The 18101-nt window shown below is 59.8% G+C and carries 21 protein-coding genes; 11 read left to right on the forward strand and 10 right to left on the reverse strand.

All coding sequences use genetic code 11. From position 1 onward, the window contains the following. The first annotated feature begins 4 nt into the window (after positions 1-4). Complete coding sequence (locus AC6EI9_RS13770) at positions 5-1015, forward strand: twin-arginine translocation signal domain-containing protein (RefSeq protein ID WP_498468270.1); 1011 nt, start codon at positions 5-7, stop codon at positions 1013-1015. Here AC6EI9_RS13770 and AC6EI9_RS13775 read toward each other — a convergent pair. Both AC6EI9_RS13775 and AC6EI9_RS13780 read right to left on the reverse strand, forming a co-directional pair. Further along, a complete protein-coding gene (locus tag AC6EI9_RS13775) occupies positions 1004-2080 on the reverse strand; it encodes an aldo/keto reductase (RefSeq protein WP_498470089.1) in 1077 nt (358 codons plus the stop codon). The genes AC6EI9_RS13770 and AC6EI9_RS13775 overlap by 12 nt on opposite strands. Before the next feature lie 77 nt (positions 2081-2157). Next, entirely contained in the window at positions 2158-2742 is a 585-nt protein-coding gene (locus AC6EI9_RS13780; protein ID WP_498468271.1) for a bifunctional nuclease family protein, read from the reverse strand. A 65-nt stretch (positions 2743-2807) separates the two neighbouring features. Between AC6EI9_RS13780 and AC6EI9_RS13785 the strand changes: the two genes are divergently transcribed. Next, positions 2808-3455: a riboflavin synthase gene (locus AC6EI9_RS13785; RefSeq protein WP_498468272.1), complete on the forward strand. Its 648-nt coding sequence runs from the start codon at positions 2808-2810 to the stop codon at positions 3453-3455. Positions 3456-3528: 73 nt separating this feature from the next. Beyond that, on the forward strand, positions 3529-4119 hold the full coding sequence (locus AC6EI9_RS13790) for an HdeD family acid-resistance protein (RefSeq protein ID WP_498468273.1): 591 nt from the start codon (positions 3529-3531) through the stop codon (positions 4117-4119). 112 nt (positions 4120-4231) lie between these two features. On the opposite strand, the gene AC6EI9_RS13795 is transcribed toward AC6EI9_RS13790, so the two are convergent. The 4 genes from AC6EI9_RS13795 to AC6EI9_RS13810 form a co-directional block, all read right to left on the reverse strand. After that, positions 4232-4588 (reverse strand): AbrB family transcriptional regulator, encoded by a 357-nt coding sequence (locus tag AC6EI9_RS13795; protein WP_067092772.1) that lies wholly within the window; start codon positions 4586-4588, stop codon positions 4232-4234. Positions 4589-4683: 95 nt separating this feature from the next. Continuing rightward, entirely contained in the window at positions 4684-5298 is a 615-nt protein-coding gene (locus AC6EI9_RS13800) for a cytochrome c oxidase subunit 3 (RefSeq protein ID WP_498468274.1), read from the reverse strand. Beyond that, on the reverse strand, positions 5295-6965 hold the full coding sequence (gene ctaD, locus AC6EI9_RS13805; protein WP_498468275.1) for a cytochrome c oxidase subunit I: 1671 nt from the start codon (positions 6963-6965) through the stop codon (positions 5295-5297). Before ctaD ends, AC6EI9_RS13800 begins: the two co-directional genes overlap by 4 nt. Next, positions 6962-7786, reverse strand: coding sequence for a cytochrome c oxidase subunit II (locus AC6EI9_RS13810; RefSeq protein ID WP_498468277.1), 825 nt, complete (start codon positions 7784-7786; stop codon positions 6962-6964). The genes ctaD and AC6EI9_RS13810 overlap by 4 nt, the downstream gene beginning before the upstream one ends. Before the next feature lie 231 nt (positions 7787-8017). Here AC6EI9_RS13810 and AC6EI9_RS13815 point away from each other — a divergent pair, with 231 nt between their 5' ends. From AC6EI9_RS13815 to AC6EI9_RS13845, 7 genes are read left to right on the forward strand one after another with little or no spacing between them, the layout of a single operon-like run. After that, a complete protein-coding gene (locus AC6EI9_RS13815; protein WP_498468278.1) occupies positions 8018-8947 on the forward strand; it encodes a COX15/CtaA family protein in 930 nt (309 codons plus the stop codon). Then, complete coding sequence (locus AC6EI9_RS13820) at positions 8940-9947, forward strand: heme o synthase (protein ID WP_498468279.1); 1008 nt, start codon at positions 8940-8942, stop codon at positions 9945-9947. Before AC6EI9_RS13815 ends, AC6EI9_RS13820 begins: the two co-directional genes overlap by 8 nt. Positions 9948-9975: 28 nt before the next feature. After that, positions 9976-10989, forward strand: a complete 1014-nt coding sequence (locus AC6EI9_RS13825; RefSeq protein ID WP_498468280.1) for an ABC transporter ATP-binding protein — start codon at positions 9976-9978, stop codon at positions 10987-10989. A 37-nt stretch (positions 10990-11026) separates the two neighbouring features. Continuing rightward, on the forward strand, positions 11027-11884 hold the full coding sequence (locus AC6EI9_RS13830) for an ABC transporter permease (protein WP_498468281.1): 858 nt from the start codon (positions 11027-11029) through the stop codon (positions 11882-11884). Positions 11885-11888: 4 nt separating this feature from the next. Next, positions 11889-12377: a hypothetical protein gene (locus AC6EI9_RS13835; RefSeq protein WP_498468282.1), complete on the forward strand. Its 489-nt coding sequence runs from the start codon at positions 11889-11891 to the stop codon at positions 12375-12377. A 6-nt stretch (positions 12378-12383) separates the two neighbouring features. After that, positions 12384-13100 (forward strand): N-acetylmannosamine-6-phosphate 2-epimerase, encoded by a 717-nt coding sequence (locus AC6EI9_RS13840; RefSeq protein WP_498468283.1) that lies wholly within the window; start codon positions 12384-12386, stop codon positions 13098-13100. A gap of 46 nt (positions 13101-13146) precedes the next feature. Then, positions 13147-13302: a hypothetical protein gene (locus AC6EI9_RS13845; RefSeq protein WP_498468284.1), complete on the forward strand. Its 156-nt coding sequence runs from the start codon at positions 13147-13149 to the stop codon at positions 13300-13302. A gap of 26 nt (positions 13303-13328) precedes the next feature. Here AC6EI9_RS13845 and groL read toward each other — a convergent pair whose 3' ends face one another. Next, positions 13329-14981: a chaperonin GroEL gene (groL, locus tag AC6EI9_RS13850; protein WP_498468285.1), complete on the reverse strand. Its 1653-nt coding sequence runs from the start codon at positions 14979-14981 to the stop codon at positions 13329-13331. A gap of 128 nt (positions 14982-15109) precedes the next feature. On the opposite strand from groL, the gene AC6EI9_RS13855 reads away from it, so the two are divergent. Further along, positions 15110-15286: a hypothetical protein gene (locus tag AC6EI9_RS13855; RefSeq protein WP_115125113.1), complete on the forward strand. Its 177-nt coding sequence runs from the start codon at positions 15110-15112 to the stop codon at positions 15284-15286. 25 nt (positions 15287-15311) lie between these two features. Here the strand turns inward: AC6EI9_RS13855 and fabG are convergent, their stop codons facing one another. From fabG to AC6EI9_RS13870, 3 genes are read right to left on the reverse strand one after another with little or no spacing between them, the layout of a single operon-like run. Next, positions 15312-16064, reverse strand: coding sequence for a 3-oxoacyl-[acyl-carrier-protein] reductase (gene fabG / locus AC6EI9_RS13860; RefSeq protein WP_498468287.1), 753 nt, complete (start codon positions 16062-16064; stop codon positions 15312-15314). A gap of 47 nt (positions 16065-16111) precedes the next feature. Continuing rightward, positions 16112-17212, reverse strand: coding sequence for a potassium channel family protein (locus AC6EI9_RS13865; protein ID WP_498468288.1), 1101 nt, complete (start codon positions 17210-17212; stop codon positions 16112-16114). Beyond that, complete coding sequence (locus AC6EI9_RS13870; protein ID WP_498468289.1) at positions 17212-18042, reverse strand: glycosyltransferase family 9 protein; 831 nt, start codon at positions 18040-18042, stop codon at positions 17212-17214. Before AC6EI9_RS13870 ends, AC6EI9_RS13865 begins: the two co-directional genes overlap by 1 nt. Between the last annotated feature and the right edge of the window lie 59 nt (positions 18043-18101).

Raw genomic sequence — 18101 nt, forward strand, 5'->3', positions numbered from 1 at the left:
GACCATGAAGCCTGTTGTCGTCCCGGCGCCATTGTTGAACCGTCGTCGGTTTCTCCAGTTCGCTGCTGTGACAGCTGCTGCCGGGCTCAGCGGCTGCAGCAGGGGAGGATCGGTTCCCACGCTGCGTGCATCACCAGAAACCCTGCCTTCCATCTGGCGTCGTGATCTGCCGGGCCCCTGGCGTTTCGATGCGCTTTCAGGGGCGCCTGCTCTGGAGAGTCCGTGGCCTTCGCCAACCGACCTGTTGGCTCTGACCGACGGCTGGTTGCCGGTGATCAGCCCTGAGCGCTTGCAGGCGATCGCTGCTGATGCTCTTCAGTCGAGGATCGGCCCTCTGGGCCAACGCTTCCTCAACGAGGCTCCTCTGGTTTGGAGGAGTCTGCTGTTGCCGGTGGCCTTCAGCCCGTGGGTCATGGTGATTCGGCGTGATGGCAAGACATCTTCTGCGCCGGAGGCCGGCTGGGACGCTCTGCTCGACCCGCAGCTCAAGGGCAAGCTGCTGCTGCCCTCCAGTCCGCGACTGCTGATTTCTCTCGCCGAGACAATGAGAGAGGGCGATGCCTTGCGTCGCCTGCGTGCGTCGGCTCTCAGTTTTGATGACCGTTTCGGCATGAACTGGCTGCTGCAGGGCGATGCCAGGGTTGCCGTGCTGCCTCTGCAGCGCTGCATGGCGGCCCTCCAGCGTGATCCCAGGCTCACGGCTGTTCTGCCAGAGCAAGGAGCACCACTGCATTGGACGCTGCTGGCTCGGCCGTCTCAGACTGCTGAACCCATTCCCCAGGACTGGGTGCTGAAAGCCTGGACGCAACCGTTGCTGTCTCGCTTGCTGGCACAGGGCTGGATTCCGCCACTGCCCAGAGGTGAGCTTGTTGATGCGGAAGGTCGGATTCCGGTGCGACTGCGCCCTCTCGTGTTTCCGCCGGAATCGGTCTGGGCACAGAGCTGGATGCTGTTGCCACCCGATGCTGCCGAGCAGCAACGTTTGCAGCAGCTCTGGCAGGCGTCAGCCCCATAGCCGCCGTCGCGGCGCGGCTGCCAGCAGTCGATGGGTCTCCGCCAGCAGTTCGGGGATCGGCAGCTGGTGAGGGCAGCGTGGCAGGCAGTCACCGCAGCGGTCGCATTGGCTCGCATCGACCGTTTCCCACCAGTGCCCGGCATGGCCGATCAGGTTGTAGCGCTCCCCGGCGAATTCCATCAGGTCATGGCCATGGGCAAGATTGCGCAACCTCAGCAACTCTGGGATCGGAACGTCGTTGGGGCATGGCAGGCAGGCACGGCACTGGCCGCAGAGCTCATGCCCCAGACGACCCTCACGCAGCTGCTCAAGCTGAGCCAGCGCCCTTTGCTCCTCGAGATCCAATGGACCGTCGCTGGCTGCGAGTGATCGGGCCAGTTTGAGGTCTGCGGCGCTCTGGGCTCCGACGGTGAGTGTGCTGATGCCTGCGGCAAGCAGAAAGCGATAAGCCAGCTGCAAGGGCTGGAAGGGATGGCAGTCGGCTTTCAGAAGATCGCTCGGTGCCTGCAGGCGACCACCTTTGTCTGCCGGTGAAATCGCAAGCACCCCCATCGATCGCTCCAGGGCCCGCTGTGCCAGGGGCATGCGCGTGGGGTCCAGCAGATGCAGATGCAGGCAACAGAACCGGAAGCGGTCACTGGCGATGGCACGCTCGATCAGAGCATTGGATCCGTGGCTGCTGAAGCCCACCTGGCGGACCTTGCCGCTTGTGAGAGCCCAGTCGATCAGCCGCGCTCCATCGCCGGAGAGCACCCAGTCGAGATGGCTGTCCAGGTTCAGGCCATGAATGGCCAGATTGTCCAGCGTGTCGATCCCGAGCCGGCCGAGGCTGGCCTCCAGAGCTTCTCGCCCGGCCTGAAAACTCTGCCCGGGAAGCAACTTGCTAGTGATCACCCAGCCACTCTCGGCCGGTTTGGAGCCTTCCTGATTCAGCTGCGCGATGGCCATTCCGAGAAAGGCCTCAGCGGGCCCATAGGCCGGCGCTGTCTCGAGATGGTTGATGCCAGCAGCAAGAGCTGCACGTAAAACCTCCAGCATCTGGTCTGGAGACTGGAGGGCGCGCATGGTGCCGAGCGTGAACAGGCTCACATCGGCTCCGTCGCCGAATGAGCGACGCAGAACAGGCCGGGGGAGTGTGCTGCTCAAGGTGCCGGGGTGTCGCCCTGGGCGTCTCTGGGATCCCCCGGCTGGCGTGATTCCAGGTGCCGTCCCAGGGCGGCGGGACTGATCCCGTCGAGGAAGCGACGGAATTCATCGCGATCCTCTGCATCCGCTTCGGCATCCACGGCAATCGAGGCTTCCGCGACGACCTCCTCAAGCATCCAGATGCTGCTGCCGGTGCGGATGGCCAGGGCGATCGCGTCACTGGGGCGTGCATCGATCTCTAGAAGGTTGTCATCCGCTTCCACAGCAGTCTCGAGCGCATCCGTGTCGGCCGCCTCAGTGTCGTGGTCGCTGTCGCAGACGCGTAGTACCGCACGAAAGGTGCTGTCTTCGATCGCGTGAATGATCACTCGCTCCAGCTTCAATCCCCCTGCGTCGAGCAATGAAGCCATCAAGTCGTGGCTGAGGGGTCTGGGCTGAGGCGTGTCATTGAGGCCGGCCATGATGTTGTGCGCCTGAGCCTGATCAATCCAGATCGGCACCTGGCGACTTCGGGATGGGTCCCGCAGCAGCACGATCGGACTGCGGCTGCTGGCATCCAGGGCGATTCCCGCCACGCTCATCTCGATCAAGTACGGCTCCGCCGCTCTCTCGATTATGACCAGTGCAGAGGGGATGGAGCTGGGTAATGTTCACGGGGTTGGTCCAGGCGGTCGGTCAGGTCGAGCGACGTGGCCGTGCTCTGCTCGTCGAGGGATGCAGCGCTTTCGCTCCACTGCAGCTTGGTGACAGCGTCGCCGTGGACGGTGTCTGTCTCACCGTGGCCTCACTGGTGGGTGACGGCTTTCTGGCGGATGTGAGTGAGGAGACGCTGCAGCGCACCACCCTGGGTGCGAAGGCCGCTGGAGGAGGCTCTGTGAATCTCGAACCTGCTCTTCGACTGTCTGACCGTTTGGGAGGACATCTTGTGAGCGGCCATGTGGACGGGATCGGTGAGGTGGTTGCCGTGGAGTCTCTGCCCCAGTCATGGCATCTGGAACTGCGTTGGCGGGATGCGGATTTCGGCCGCTACATCTGCGACAAGGCCAGTGTTGCGGTGAATGGCATCAGCCTCACTGTGGCGGGTTGCGCAGAGGCAGGGGCACGGTTCTGGCTTGCCGTGATTCCGCACACGTGGTCGGTGACGGCCCTGCGTGATCTGCAGGTAGGCGATGAAGTGAACCTCGAGATCGATCTTCTGGCTCGCTACACGGAGCGGCTCATCAGTGCCGGTGGCCCCCAGGACGAAACACCTCCGATCAGCGCTGCCTGGCTTGCAGAGCACGGCTGGGGTTGAGCGGCGATCACAAACCATGGCCGGATTTGTGAGGTCTCAATACCTTTCGGATGTTGTTCACTCTGAACTGTTCATGAATTCCGAGGACCGCTCCGAATCCCTGGGCACCTTCAAAGCCTTTTCGATCGCAGAAGGCATTCTTTTGATCGTCTTGGGCGTCCTGGCCCTGATCTTCCCAGTCATCGCCTCGTTCTGGACCACAGGCGTGATTGCCGTGCTGTTTCTTGTCGGCGGTGTGGTCGGCTGGATCAGCAACCTTGCTCGATCCGGTCGGATGGGGCGTTGGATTTGCTTCTGGCGTTTGGTGGTGTCCACGCTGTTCATCGTGGCCGGAGGATCGATGATCGGTAACTTCCGTGATCCCGGTGAAGCCGCAGAGCAGGTTGCTGCGTTTGCCTTGGCCATCGGCATCGTCTTCCTTGTGGAGGGCGTCGTGGCCTTTGTCAACGGACTTTCCAACAGCGGTCAGCCCGGAGCTGGATGGGCGATCGCCAACGGAGTGATCACCTTCATCCTAGGCCTGTTGATCGTCACCCTCAAGTTCTGGGGTCTGCTCTGGGTCCTCGGAACGCTGGTCGGCATCAGCTTCCTGTTCAGCGGAATCGAGCTGATCGCGTTCAGTTCCAGCATCGATGACGGCCAGGATCCTCCCGCCATCGCTTGAACAAAACAGCCTAAAACAACAAATCCAAGGAGCAGCTGATCGCTGTCTCCTTGGGTGAAGGTCTTGGGTGATCGGATGCCCTGCCTGACGGAACAATCCCCAACTGTTTCAGTCAGCTGGATTCGGCAAGCGGAAGAAGCGTGATCGTGCCGGAATCCTTGTTGAGCTCAATCTTGAACTCCTGGCCAGGAACAAGATCAAGGCGTTTGGTGTAGGCATGGCCGATCAGAAGATTGCCGTTGCCGTGAACGCGCGTGCGGAATTCGGCCTGTCGCCCTCGGCTGCCTCCGCCGGAACCACCATTGCTGGAGGGAAGTTTGTATCCCTTGGCTTCCACCAGGGCTCTGTAAAAACTTTTGCGCATCAGGCGGCCACTCGGACCGACATAACCGCAGCCCCGGGCGATTTCATCTTCAGGGCGGTTGCTGAGAGCTCGCGCCTTGTTCAGTAATTCCTCTCCAACCAGCATGTCTATCGGAAAAGACACATCAATTCTGACTCCAGACTGCAACCCGGGCAAGGATTGCGTCGAAGTTCTTTCACTTGATTCGATCTCGATGCTCGTTAGATCAGGTACAGAATCACAAAAAGAATGACCCAGATTCCATCCACGAAATGCCAGTAGAGCTCGGCGGCCTCGAGCGGAAAATGATTGCTGGCGCTGACACGACCTGAAGGTGTGCGGCATTGCCACCACACGATCAGGATCATCAGGGTCCCCAGGGTGACGTGCAGACCGTGGAAGCCCGTGAGGGCATAGAAGGTGCTGGCGTAGAGATTGTCCGTGAGGCCGAAGGGCAAGGTGAAATACTCCACCATCTGGCTGGCGAGAAAGGCCAGGCCGAGACCGGCCGTCAGCATCAGCCAAAGCCTGCAACGTTCGTTGTTCTGTCTGCGTAGGTTCACGCCAGCGCGGTGAAAGGTTGCGCTGCTCACCAACAGCAGAATGGTGTTGAGTGTTGGCAGCGGCAGTTCAAGCTCATAAATCGCACCCGGCATCAACGGATTGACTGCCCTGAAGGTGAGATAAGCGGCGAAGAAGCCCGCGAACGTCATGGCATCAGCCACCAGGAAGGCGGCCAGACCAAACATGCGGTGATCCGGATGTTCAGCCCCGTGGTCTGCTCCGTGATCATCCATGTGATCGAGCTGAGCGTTTTGAGGAGTGAGTGATGTCATTGACCGCTTCTCCAAAGATCACTGCCGCTGGCGGAGTTCAGATCGATTTCGTCGGCGGGGGTGCCGTAGCCGTAGGGATGGGTCACCAGAGGGGGATCTCCTTTCCAGTTCTCAACCGGTGGTGGTGATGACGTCAGCCACTCAGGAGTGAGTGCTCTCCATGGGTTATCACCTGCGATGACGCCGTAAAAGGCGCTTGCGATCACATTCCAGAGGAAGGGAAGGGTGCTGATGGCCATCATCAGTGCTCCTGCGCTGCTGATCTGATTGACGAGCTCAAACTGCGGGTCGTACTCGGCAACCCGTCGAGGCATGCCGTTCAGGCCAAGCCAGTGCTGGGGAGCAAAGCAGAGGTTGAAGCCAACGAAGGTCAGCAGGAAATGCAAACGCCCGAGATGCTCATCGAGCATGCGTCCGATGATTTTTGGGTACCAGTGATAGATCGAAGCGAAAATCACAAACACCGAGCCTCCGTAGACGATGTAGTGGAAATGAGCAACAACGAAGTAGGTGTCATGAACGTGAACATCAAACGGAACCTGTGCGAGCGCGACACCAGTGATTCCTCCGAGCACGAAGTTCACAATGAAGCCACAGGAAAACAGCACAGCACTGTTCAAGCTGATTCGGCCTCCCCAGAGTGTTGCGAGCCAGTTGAAGAATTTGATTCCCGTTGGTACCGCGATGAAGGCTGTCGCAATCGTGAAGAACAGACGCATCCAGGGTGGAGTGCCACTGGTGAACATGTGGTGAGCCCACACCACCAATCCAAGAACAACGATGGCCATGATCGAATACACCATGGTTGTGTAACCGAAAAGAGGCTTTCGGCAGTGAACTGGAAGAATTTCACTCACCAGCCCAAAGGCAGGCAGCACCATGATGTAAACCGCTGGATGAGAATAAAACCAGAAAAGGTGTTGATAAACAACAACGTTTCCGCCCATGCCAGGATTGAAAAAACCCGTGTGAGCAACAATATCGAAGCTCAGCATGATGAGTGTTCCCGCGAGAACTGGTGTGGAGAGAACCACGAGAATGCTGGTGCCAAGCATCGCCCAGCAGTACATCGGAAGCTGCATCAGCTTCAGTCCAGGACGGCGGAGTTTGAGAATTGTGGCGATGAAATTAATGCCGCCAAAGATTGAACTTCCACCCAGAAGAAGAACACTCAGAATCCAGATGATCTGACCTGTAGCAGGCGTTGTAATGCTGAGCGGCGGATACGCTGTCCAGCCTGACTGGGCAGCACCTGTGATGAAATAGCTGCAGATGAGCATCAGTCCTGCTGGAGGAATGAGCCAAAAAGCAACTGCATTCAGTCTGGGATAGGCCATGTCTCTGGCGCCCACATAGAAGGGAATCAGATAATTTCCGAAGGCTCCGTTGACCACCGGAACGATCCAGAGAAAGATCATCACCGTCCCGTGCAGGGTGAGGATCTGGTTGTAAACATCCCTGGCCATGAAGTCTGAAACCGGACTCAACAGTTCGGTTCGGATCGCGCCCGCCATGGCGCCACCAATCAGATAGAAGGCAAATCCGCAAACGAGATACTGCAGACCGATCACCTTGTGGTCGACGCTGAAGCTCAGATAGCGAAGCCATCCCGTCGGCTGCAGAGAAGGTGACGCAGGCGCTGTTGTTTGGGGGGCTGTGATCGTCATGCTTCAGCAGCGGGGAGCTTTCGGTTGGACTGGAGCCAGGTGTCGAAGTCATCGGCGCTGTCGACCACGACGCTGGAGCGCATGCCTCCGTGGTAAGGACCGCAGAGCTCTGCACACACGATCGAGTAACTGCCCGTGCGGGTCGGAGTGAAGTCGAGCAACGTCGGCTGTCCGGGGATCACGTCCTGCTTCAGACGGAATTCGGGAATCCAGAACGCATGAATCACGTCCTTGGCCTCCATCCTCAGTGAAACCGGTCGGTCGACAGGGACATGCATTTCTCCGGAAATGAAGTCACCGTCGGGGTAATGGAAGAGGAATGCGAATTGCATCGCTGTCACCTCAATGGGCAATGGCGGGATGCCCGCCGTCGTTGCCGTTTGGGAATCCTGCGCCGAGCCGATGCCACCCCAGATGCGCTGATCCACCACCGTCTCCGAACCATGATTGCCATGGCCGAGTGGAACCATCCCACCCATGCGTTCGTAGATGTCGTAGCTGTAGAGGCCAACGAAGAGAACGACGATTGCCGGGACTGCAGTCCAGAACACTTCGAGTGGAAGATTTCCCTCTAAAGCCAAGCCATCGCCGAGCTGTCCGGGGCGGCGACGGAAACGTACAAGGCTGAAAAGAATTAATCCGACTATTCCTACGAAGAGAATTGTGCCAATGCTGAACAAAACGCGAAACAACTCGTCGTAAATCGGCGCGTTGGCACTGGCATCAACTGGAAGAAGGTTGATGTTCTGGCCGATCCATAGCCCCCCGAGTACGAGAAGCATCCCTAAGACCAGGGTGAGAATTGCTGAGGGGATGGGCACCCCGGACCTCAACTTGTGTCTCTTCAGGCTATGGAGGTTGGTTAATAATCACCACGCGTTGATTGTTAAGCAAGCCTGAAAATCCTTCGGCTTTTCTGAGTTCAAGGGCTCTCTTGTCAGCAAAGTCGCATCAAGTCTGAGATTGCAGATGTTGCACTCGGCTACACATCGTGCCGTTCTGATTCAGACGGCTACGTTCCGTGGATAACCATCTCCATTAAGGAGTTTGCGTTGACTGCATCGTCTCTCAATCCGATCCGTCTCCGCCTGGCTCAGTTGGCTGCCCATCTCGTGGTGGCCCTCGTGGCTCTGGTGGTGATCGGCGGAGCGACGAGGGTCATGGAAGCAGGTCTTGCCTGCCCTGACTGGCCTCTTTGTTACGGCAGTCTGCTGCCTGGTCGTCAGATGAACGTCCAGGTGTTCCTCGAATGGTTTCACCGTCTCGACGCCTTTGTTGTCGGCGTGGCACTTCTCGTGCAGATGTTTGTCGTGTGGTGGTACCGCCGCGATCTGCCCGGATGGTTGCTACCGCTCAGCGGGCTTCTGGTGCTGATGGTTGCTCTGCAGGGAGGCCTTGGAGCGCTCACGGTGTTGAAGCTGTTGCCTTCCGGGGTGGTCACGGCTCATCTGGCCTTGGCTCTCACGCTGGTGATCACGGTCAGTGGTCTGACCCAGACTCTTCTGTCATCCCCCCAGTCCGTTGCTGCCCCCCGCTGGTGGACCGTTCTTGGCTCCTTGAGTGTGCTGGCGGTTTCAGCTCAGTGCCTTCTGGGTGCCGGCATGGCCACGTCCTGGGCCTCACAGCGCTGTCTTGAAGCCGGTCAGTCTTGTCAATGGCTGTCTTGGCATCGTGCCGCGGCCACGCCGGCTGCTCTCTCTGTGCTGCTGTTCGTGCTGGTGGCCTTGCTCAGTGGGCGCTGGGGGCGAGAGCAGTGGCCGCTTCTGATCACGGCTCCTTCGCTGGTGGTCATGCAGATCGGCCTTGGTGTCACGACGCTGCGTCTTGGCCTTTCACAGCCCGGAGTGACCGTGGCTCATCAGCTTGTGGCTTGTCTTCTGGTTGCCGTTCTCGCAGGGCTGACCTGCAGGCGTCAACCAGCTCCATCAGATCCACTGCCCGTCGTTCTCGACTCTTCCGCTCTGGAGGCCTGTCATGGCTAGTTCCACCACAGCTGCACCCTCGGCTCCAATCACGCGCGAACAGGTTGTTCCCTCGCGCAAGCGCATCAAGCTTCCTCCCTGGCTTGAAGTGGCCAAGCCGCGACTGATTCCTCTGTTGTTGGCCACGACACTCGGGGGCATGGCCTTGACCGAGGGCTGGCCACTCTCGTCTCCTCGGCTGGCCTGCACGCTCGGAGGTGGAGCACTTGCGGCCGCAGCCGCAGGAGTCCTCAACTGTCTGTGGGAGCAGGAACTTGACGGCCGCATGCAGCGCACCAGCGGTCGTGCGCTGCCCTCGGGTCGACTGTCGCCAACAGCCGCTTTTATCGGTGCAATTTCCTGCACCCTGGCGGCGGCAATGCTGCTGGTCAGTGGTGTGAACTGTCTCGCCGCAGGACTGTCGTTGCTCGGCCTCTGCAGCTACGTCTTGCTGTACACAGCCCTGCTCAAGCCAAGGACAACCCAGAACATCGTTGTTGGCGGCGTTGCTGGTGCCATTCCTCCTTTGGTGGGCGCAGCGGCAGCCACCGGACATGTGGGGCTGAGCGGCTGGTGGCTTTTCGCGCTTGTGATGGTTTGGACGCCTGCGCATTTCTGGGCTTTGGCCCTGCTTCTGCGCGACGACTACCGAGCCGTCGGCATTCCCATGCTGCCTGTGGTGAAGGGGTCTGTGGTGACAGCTCGTGCCATTCGCCGTTACGGCTGGGCCACTGTGGTGATCAGCATGCTCGGGGTCTGGGCACTGCCGGAGGGAGGACTGTTCTATGGACTGTTGCTGCTTCCTTTCAATGGACGTTTGCTGCAGATGATCGGCAAACTCTCCGAAGAGCCTGACAGCATTGATCGAGCCAAAGGGCTGTTTCGCTGGTCGATTCTTTATCTCTTCGGGATCTGCCTGTTGCTGATCATCAGCCGTCTTCCCGCTGCTTCTCTGTTCGATCTTCAGCTCAGGGGATGGCTGATGACGCTGAGTGCAGGATTCCCTGGGATTGCTTCCTAGATTTCAAAGGATTGTTTCTGTGGGCGGGATGTCACTGCTTGAGCTCGATCAACTGGAAAAGTCCTATGGGACCGTTTCGGCTCTGAGCGGACTCAGTCTGTCGGTCCCCTCGGGCTGCCTTTATGGATTGCTGGGGCCGAATGGAGCTGGAAAGACCACCGCACTGCGCATCCTGGCCACACTGCTTGCCCCGGACCAAGGACGTGTCGTTGTTGCTGGGGTGGATGCGCTTCAGGAACCTCGAACCGTGCGTCAACTGATGGGGTACGTGGCTCAGGAGGTGGCGATTGACAAGATCCTCACTGGCCGCGAACTCCTGGCGCTCCAGGGTGATCTCTACCATCTGCCGCGGCAGGACCGGAACAACCGGATTGATCAACTGGTGGATCGGATGTCGATGGGTGACTGGATCGATCGTCGCTGCGGCACCTACTCCGGCGGGATGCGACGTCGCCTGGATCTTGCTTCCGGATTGCTCCACCAACCGCAGCTGCTTGTTCTGGATGAGCCGACGGTCGGTCTCGATATCGAAAGTCGCGCTGTGATTTGGGAGGTGCTTCGAGACCTTCGCGATCAGGGAACGACGATTCTGCTGAGCAGTCATTACCTCGAGGAAGTGGAAGCACTTGCTGATCGGATGGCGATCATCGATGCCGGTCGTGTGATCGCAGAGGGTGCCCCAGAAGCCCTGAAACGTGAGCTCGGTGGAGATCGGGTGACTCTGAGAGTGCGCGAATTCAGTGATCAGCCGGAAGCGGAACGCGTTCGTCAACTTCTCGAAGTGGTTGACGGCGTGAGACGGATCGTGATTAATCGCGCTCAGGGTTATTCACTCAATCTCGTTGTCGATGGTGAGCATGTCCTTGCAGCGCTGAAGCAACGGTTGGCGACTGAGGCTTTCGAAGTGTTCTCACTGTCACAGAGTCGTCCCAGCCTCGACGATGTGTATCTGCAGGCCACGGGCCGCACGCTGATGGATGCCGAGCTTGCTGTGGCCGGTCAGCGCGATCCCAAGCAAGAGCGACGCCAGTCGATGCGTTGATGCCTGCCCTGATGTTCTTTCAGTTTCCGTCTTGTCAATGACCAGTCCTGCCCTCGGTTCCAACCCCTCCAGCTCCGACAACAGCTCTGCGATCGCTGAGCTTCTGCAGGAAACCTTCGCCCTCACGCGACGTCTGTTCCTTCAGCTGCAACGGCGTCCATCCACGTTGGTGGCTGGCGTGCTCCAGCCATTGATCTGGCTGGTTCTGTTTGGAGCTCTGTTCTCACGCGCACCCGAGGGACTGCTGCCGGGAGGCATGAGCTACGGGCGTTTTCTTGGAGCGGGCGTGATTGTGTTTACCGCTTTCAGTGCTGCTCTCAATGCAGGGCTTCCAGTGATGTTCGACCGTGAATTCGGCTTTCTGAACCGCCTTCTGGTCGCTCCGCTGCGCAGTCGCAGTTCGATTGTTCTGGCTTCAGTCATCTACATCACAACGTTGAGCCTTGTGCAGAGCCTGGCGATCATGCTCACTGCATCTCTGCTCGGTTATGGGTGGCCAGGCGCGGCTGGTTTGCTGCTGGTGATGGTCACGTTGCTGCTGCTGGTGTTCGCAGTCACAGCATTGAGCCTCGGACTGGCCTTTGCCCTGCCCGGTCACATCGAACTGATTGCGGTGATCTTCGTGGCAAACCTGCCCCTGCTGTTCGCGAGCACTGCATTGGCCCCCTTGAGTTTCATGCCTCCCTGGTTGGGCTGGCTTGCATCGCTAAATCCACTTACCTTCGCGATTGAACCCATTCGCGCCGCATATGCCGGCCCGCTTGATCTGTCATCGGTTCTGTTGGAAGCGCCCTACGGATCCGTTACCGGCACCACCTGCCTTCTGGTGTTGACGCTGCTGACGGCCGCCTTGTTCCTCCTGATCCGCCCTCTGCTCAACCGCAAGCTTGCCTGATTCCGTGAACCATTCCCCTTACCAGCATCAGGACCCTCGTCAGATCAGCCTTCAGCACTTGATTGAACAGGCGCTGCAACAGGACGATCAACCGTTGTTGATCAGGCTTGAGCAGCAGTGGGTTCATCGCTTCGGGGTCGACTCCCTGCCGAAGGGTTTGCTGGCTTCTGAAGACTGTTCGTCACCATCCACGGCACAGCCGGTTGCGGAGTGTGCTCCGATTGCTGCGCCTGAACCCAGTGCAGCGCCTGATGCGCCTGATGCCAAACCTGAAGCAACCGCGGCTGTGGAATCTGAGACCCTGAGCCCTGGGGGGAATCGGTTCAGCGCGTTGTTGAAAAACTGTCTGGATGACGTGGGTCGCGTGGTGGAGCCCGAGAGCAGTCCCGACAAGCCGGCCCCGGGTCTTCGTCCGGTTCCAGCAGTCGGCCCTCAACGACTGCGCCGCTGGCTGACACCTGTCAGCGACCATGATCTGCCCAAAGCGTCCTGAGACGTCATGGTCGTGTCGTCTGAGACTCGCCTGTCCCGGGACCATCTCCAGGGCGGCTTGATCGTTTCGGTTCAAGCCCCAGAGGGTTCTCCCATGCGACACCCCGATGTGATCGCCGCCATGGCTGAAGCCAGTCTTCGCAACGGTGCCGTTGGGGTCAGGCTTGAGAGTCCCGAGCACATCGGAGCTGTTCGGGAGCGTTGTCCGGATGCTCTGATCGTGGGTCTTTGGAAACGTTCTTTCCCCGATAGTTCGGTCTACATCACGCCTCGCTGGGAAGACGTCAGGGCTGTCTGGGCTGCTGGTGCCGATGTGATCGCCCTGGATGCAACCGCTCGGCAACGGCCATCGGGCCAAGAGCTTGAGCTGCTGATCCAACAAGCGAGATCAGAACTGGGCGCAACGCTGATGGCGGATATCGACAGTGTCGAAAACGGCCTGAGGGCTGCCGCTCTCGGATGCCACTGGGTTGGGACGACCCTGTTTGGCTACACGGAAGACACCGCTCAGCTGTCTCCGCCGGCCATCAACCTGCTCCATCCTCTGAGAGAACAACTTCCTTCCTCAACCCTGCTGGTGTGTGAAGGGGGCATCGCTTCGGCTGTGAACGCAGCTGATGCCATGGATGGCGGAGCAGATGCGGTGGTTGTTGGGACAGCCATCACCGGTGTTGATCTTCAGGTGGCGGCCTACTGCAGGCACTTGAAAAGGCAGACTGACTGAGTCCCGCGAGACTCATGCCGTGTTGCGCCTGATTTCCCTCCCGGCGATGGTCGGTGGACTTGTTCTGGCTCTGCCTGTTGCCGGTCTGCCGATGGGCGAGCTCCAGGCTCTGAACAGGGAGCTGGGCCATCTCTGCAGCAAGCCCCCTCGCGAAGCACTGGCTGTCTGTCGGATTCACGCACGCCTGGTTCAGGCTCTTTGAGCAGAACGAGGCGTGCGTTGGTGGCTCTACATCATCCCGGGCATGCCCATGCCGCCCATTCCACCCATGCCGCCCATGGGATCACCGCCTGGTGCTGGCGGAGCAGGGGGCTCAGGTTTGTCGGCCACAACCACTTCAGTGGTGATCAGCAGTGATGCAATCGAAACAGCATCCTGCAGTCCAAGGCGAACCACCTTGGCGGCATCAAGGATGCCCGCTTGCAGCAGATCCTCGTAATTGCCTGTCACGGCATTGAAGCCCTGGCCGGAGCGTTGCACCTGCTCCACGACGATGTCCCCGTTGGCACCGGCATTGATGGCGATCTGCTTGAGGGGAGCACTCAGGGCGCGCTGGACAATCTCCACGCCCGTCCGCTGATCTCCTTGCATCTCAGCAGCAACGGAATCAAGGGTTCCTGCCAGTTGCAGCAATGTTGAGCCACCCCCGGCAACAATGCCTTCCTCAACGGCGGCTCTGGTGGCATTCAGGGCGTCCTCGATGCGCAGCTTGCGGTTTTTGAGCTCGGTTTCGGTGGGTGCTCCCACCTTGATCACGGCAACGCCACCAGCGAGCTTGGCAATGCGTTCGGTGAGCTTTTCCCGGTCGTACTCCGACTCGGTGTTGTCGAGTTCACGTCGGATGGAGGCCACACGCTCCGCCACGGCGTCTCGGCTTTCCTCGCCAGCGACGATCGTGGTGCTTTCCTTGCTGATCGTGATGCGGCGGGCGCGGCCGAGATCGGCGAGCGTGACCTTTTCAAGGGTCATCGCCCGGTCTTCGCTGATCACCGTGCCGCCCGTGAGGATGGCGATGTCTGCCAGAGCAGCTTTACGGCGCTCACCAAACGAGGGAGCGCGAACAGCTGCGACCTGCAGAACGCCGCGGTTTTTGTTCACCACCAGGGTTGCCAGAGCTTCACCGTCCACCTCTTCGGCCAGAACCACCAGGGGAGAACCGGACTGCTGAACGGCTTCCAGCACCGGCACCAGGTCGGCCACTGCACTCACCTTGCGGTCAGTGAGTAACAACAGTGCATTGTCAAATTCGCAGATCTGGCGGTCGCCGTCGGTGACGAAGTAGGGAGAGCTGTAACCACGGTCGAAGGCCATGCCTTCCGTGACATCAAGCTCAGTGGCCAGCGATTTGGATTCTTCGACGGTGATCACTCCGTCGACGCTGACCTTGTCCATCGCTTCTTTCACCATCTGGCCCACCTCTTCATCGCCGCCGGCGCTGACCGTGGCCACCTGACGAATGGCATCTCCGCTGACGGCCTGGCTTCGTTCAGCCAGGCCTTTGACCACGTTGTCAACCGCCGCTTCCATGCCCCGGCGAAGTTCGATCGGGCTGGCTCCGGCTGCCGTGTTGCGAAGACCTTCCTCCACCATGGCTTGCGCCAGCACGGTTGCTGTGGTGGTGCCATCTCCGGCTTTGTCTTTGGTCTTGGACGCCACCTGCTGAATCAGTTTGGCGCCGATGTTTTCGAAGGGATCCTCGAGCTCGATCTCCTTCGCAATCGTGTCTCCGTCATTGATGATGTCGGGTGCTCCGAATGACTTCTCAAGCACCACGTTGCGACCGCGTGGGCCGATGGTGACGCGCACTGCATCGGCGAGAGCATTCATCCCCCGCTCCAGCGAAGCGCGGGATTCATCCGAAAAACTGAGAAGCTTGGCCATGTTCGACACTTACCCGTCGTCAATGTCCCACAACGACAGGACTCTTGACTCCCTGCTGGAAGTGGGGAAAGCCGAATCACCGGGCGCTGATGTCTGCCGGAGGGGGCTGTGCTCGTTAGCGTTGATCCATGGCCAATTCAGGAGCGCTGTTCTTTGTTCTGCTGGCCGGTCTGGCCGGGATCATGGCCCTGGTCTACGTGCCGTTGCGGATCTTTCTCACCGCAACGGAGCGCAGCCGCAGATTCAGATTGCTGCAGCGGATCCGCAAACTGAGGGATGAGCTGGGTCAACCTCTTGAGCCTTGATGCAGCAGGCCGGAGCTGACCGTGTTCAGCCCATCACCATGCCGCCGTCAACCTGAAGAACCTGACCGGTGATATAAGCCGCAGCAGGGTCGGCGGCCAGAAACCGAACAGCCCCGGCGACCTGTTCCGGAGTTCCGAACTGACCCAGGGGAATGGCCGCGAGAATGCCTTCCGCATCCAGATTCTTGGTCATGTCGGTGGCGATGAAGCCTGGAGCCACGGCGTTCACGGTGATGCCCCGGCTGGCCATCTCCTTGGCGGTGCTTCTGGTGAACCCCACGACGCCGGCTTTGGCCGCGGCGTAATTGGACTGTCCAGCGTTGCCCATCAGGCCCACGACCGAGGTGATGTTGATGATGCGCCCGCTTTTCTGCTTGAGCATTGGTCGGGTCACGGCCCTGGTGCAGAGGAAGACACCACTCAGGTTCAGATTGATGACGGCTTGCCAGTCTTCGGTCTTCATCCGCATCAGCAGACCGTCGCGGGTGATGCCAGCGTTATTGACCAAGACATCGATCCGGCCACTCCGCTCGATCACGGACTTGATCAGACCGTTGACAGCTTCCTCGTCGGCAACGTTGGCCTGAAGGGCATAAGCCTGACCACCAGATTCGCTGATCTCACTGACCACTGCATCGGCTGCATCAGGTGAGCTGGAATAGTTCACGACCACTTCGGCACCGGCCTCGGCCAGGGCGAGGGCAACGGCGCGACCGATTCCACGGCTGGCGCCAGTCACCAGAGCGATCTGGCCGTCAAGGGTGCGGATGCTGCTCATGCAAGGACCTGTGATCGGCTGATCGTACGGACCAGCAGGACCAGCTCTCATTCATTCGTTTGCATGCCTCGCATCGTTTCAACCGCGTCGATGGCATCGCCAAGAATTTGTCGAAGATCTTGCAGTTGCTGCTTGCTTCCCATCACAACAAGCATCTGGCCCGGGGCCAAGGTGACTTCGCCATTGGGATTGGCCAACAGGGTGTTGTTGTCACGAATGGCGAGCACCATCGCGCCGGTGCGTCGTGCCAAGTCAAGTTCCTGCAGGCTGCGATGGGCGATCTGACACATCAGCAAGGGGTCTTCACTGAGGCGGAATTCTTCGATCTCGCAGTCGGATCCCGCGAGTAGATCCGTGAAGTCGACCGCCAGTGGCCGCAGGGCCGTCGTGGCCATCAGCCGACCACCGGCCACGTAAGGGCTCACCACCACGCTGGCGCCTGCGAGCTCAAGTTTTGCTGCCGCTTCCTCGCTGTCAGCCCTTGCGATCAAACGACAGCGCTGCTCAAGGCCCCTGGCGCTCAGGATCACGTAGAGATTGGCGGCATTGCTCGGTAATGCGCTCACCAGGCTTCGGCAACGATCGAGCCCTGCCTCTATCAAGGTTTCGTCGAGGGTGGCGTCGGCCTGAAGCACCTGGAGTCCGCGTTCTTCCGCGGCTTTTGTTCGCAAGGGGTCAAGTTCGACCACGAGCACCGGTGCTTGTTCGAGCAGCAGCTGCTCGCCGATCTCACGACCGATCCTGCCGTAGCCGCAAAGAATGACGTGGTCTTGCATGCGCCGCAGCATCCGGCGAAATCTCAGCTCCCGTACCTGACGGAAGTACCCGGATTCTGACAACCCCAGCACGCGCTGAATCGAGAGCTGAACAACCAGCAGACCTCCGGCAATGATCAACACCGTGACCAACCGCCCTGGCTGCGACAGAGGCTCCACTTCCCCGTAGCCAATGGTGCTGATCGTGATCAGCACCATCCAGAGACAATCCCCCCAATCCCATCCTTCGGTGATTCGGTAACCGATGGCTCCGCCGAGAACCAACACGGTCAGTGCCAGCCCCGGCAGCAACCAGGGTCGTGCAAGGTGCCTCAGTTGACGGCTACGGCCCCTGAGCAGAGCGTGTCGTCTGCTCCGCCGGGGGCGCATCATCAGAAGCCGAGAGCTTGCATGACTTCGGAGACCGTGAGTGTGGACAGATCCTCGCGATCCAGTCTGCGAATCATGTCCCGTTCGGGAAGCTGGTCCGCTTTGGCGCCCAGGGCGACCAGAGGCAGCCCGCAGTAGGTGGCCATCAACTGGGTCAGAGAACAACTGCTGAGCACCACATCAGCGCAGGCCACGGCAGCGGCTCGCTCGGCGACGGGCAGGTCGGGCGGCAGAACAAGGCTGCGCAACTGGGGCAGCTTGCTGCGGATGGTGTCCGGGAGTGACGCCCAGCGTTCCTGAGGCCAGTCACCAGGGAATGCGCCGGGCGCCAGCAGCAGCAGCGGGCCATCCCCTGATGGCTGAGCACTGCGGGCTTTCTCCATGGCATCCGCAGGCAGGCTGAGCCGGAAGGCATCGGCATTCAAAGAAACGCCCATCGGGGAGAGAAACGCTTCAAGCTTCTGTGGCGTCCAGCCTGCTTCCACCGTGGCGGAGGCCGTACTGGCAAAGCCTTCCGTGGCCACCCGCATTGGGATATGGCTCATGGACAGCATTAAATTCACCTGCCGTCCGGTGGCGAAATTGAGACAGGCCTGGAAGTCAGGTTCCCTGACGAGGCCGAGAAGATTGGCCCAGTCCGAGAGATTCGGATCCGCCTCGAACGGGAAGGGAATCACTTTCTTCACCGCCGGAAGCATGGTCCATAACCCGCGATGGGATGGATCGCAGGCCACCTGGAGGCTGGCCTCAAGCTGATCAGCGGCAGCAGCGAGAGCCGGCAGGCGCTCGAGCTGTTGCTGAAGGCTTCCGGGGCTGAGAGCGAGAACGCGCATGAACCAGCAGCACAGGTGGTGCGAGCTGATTGTATGGAGGCCGTTTCAGACTGCTGGCA

This window comes from Synechococcus sp. MIT2312 (assembly GCF_059772315.1).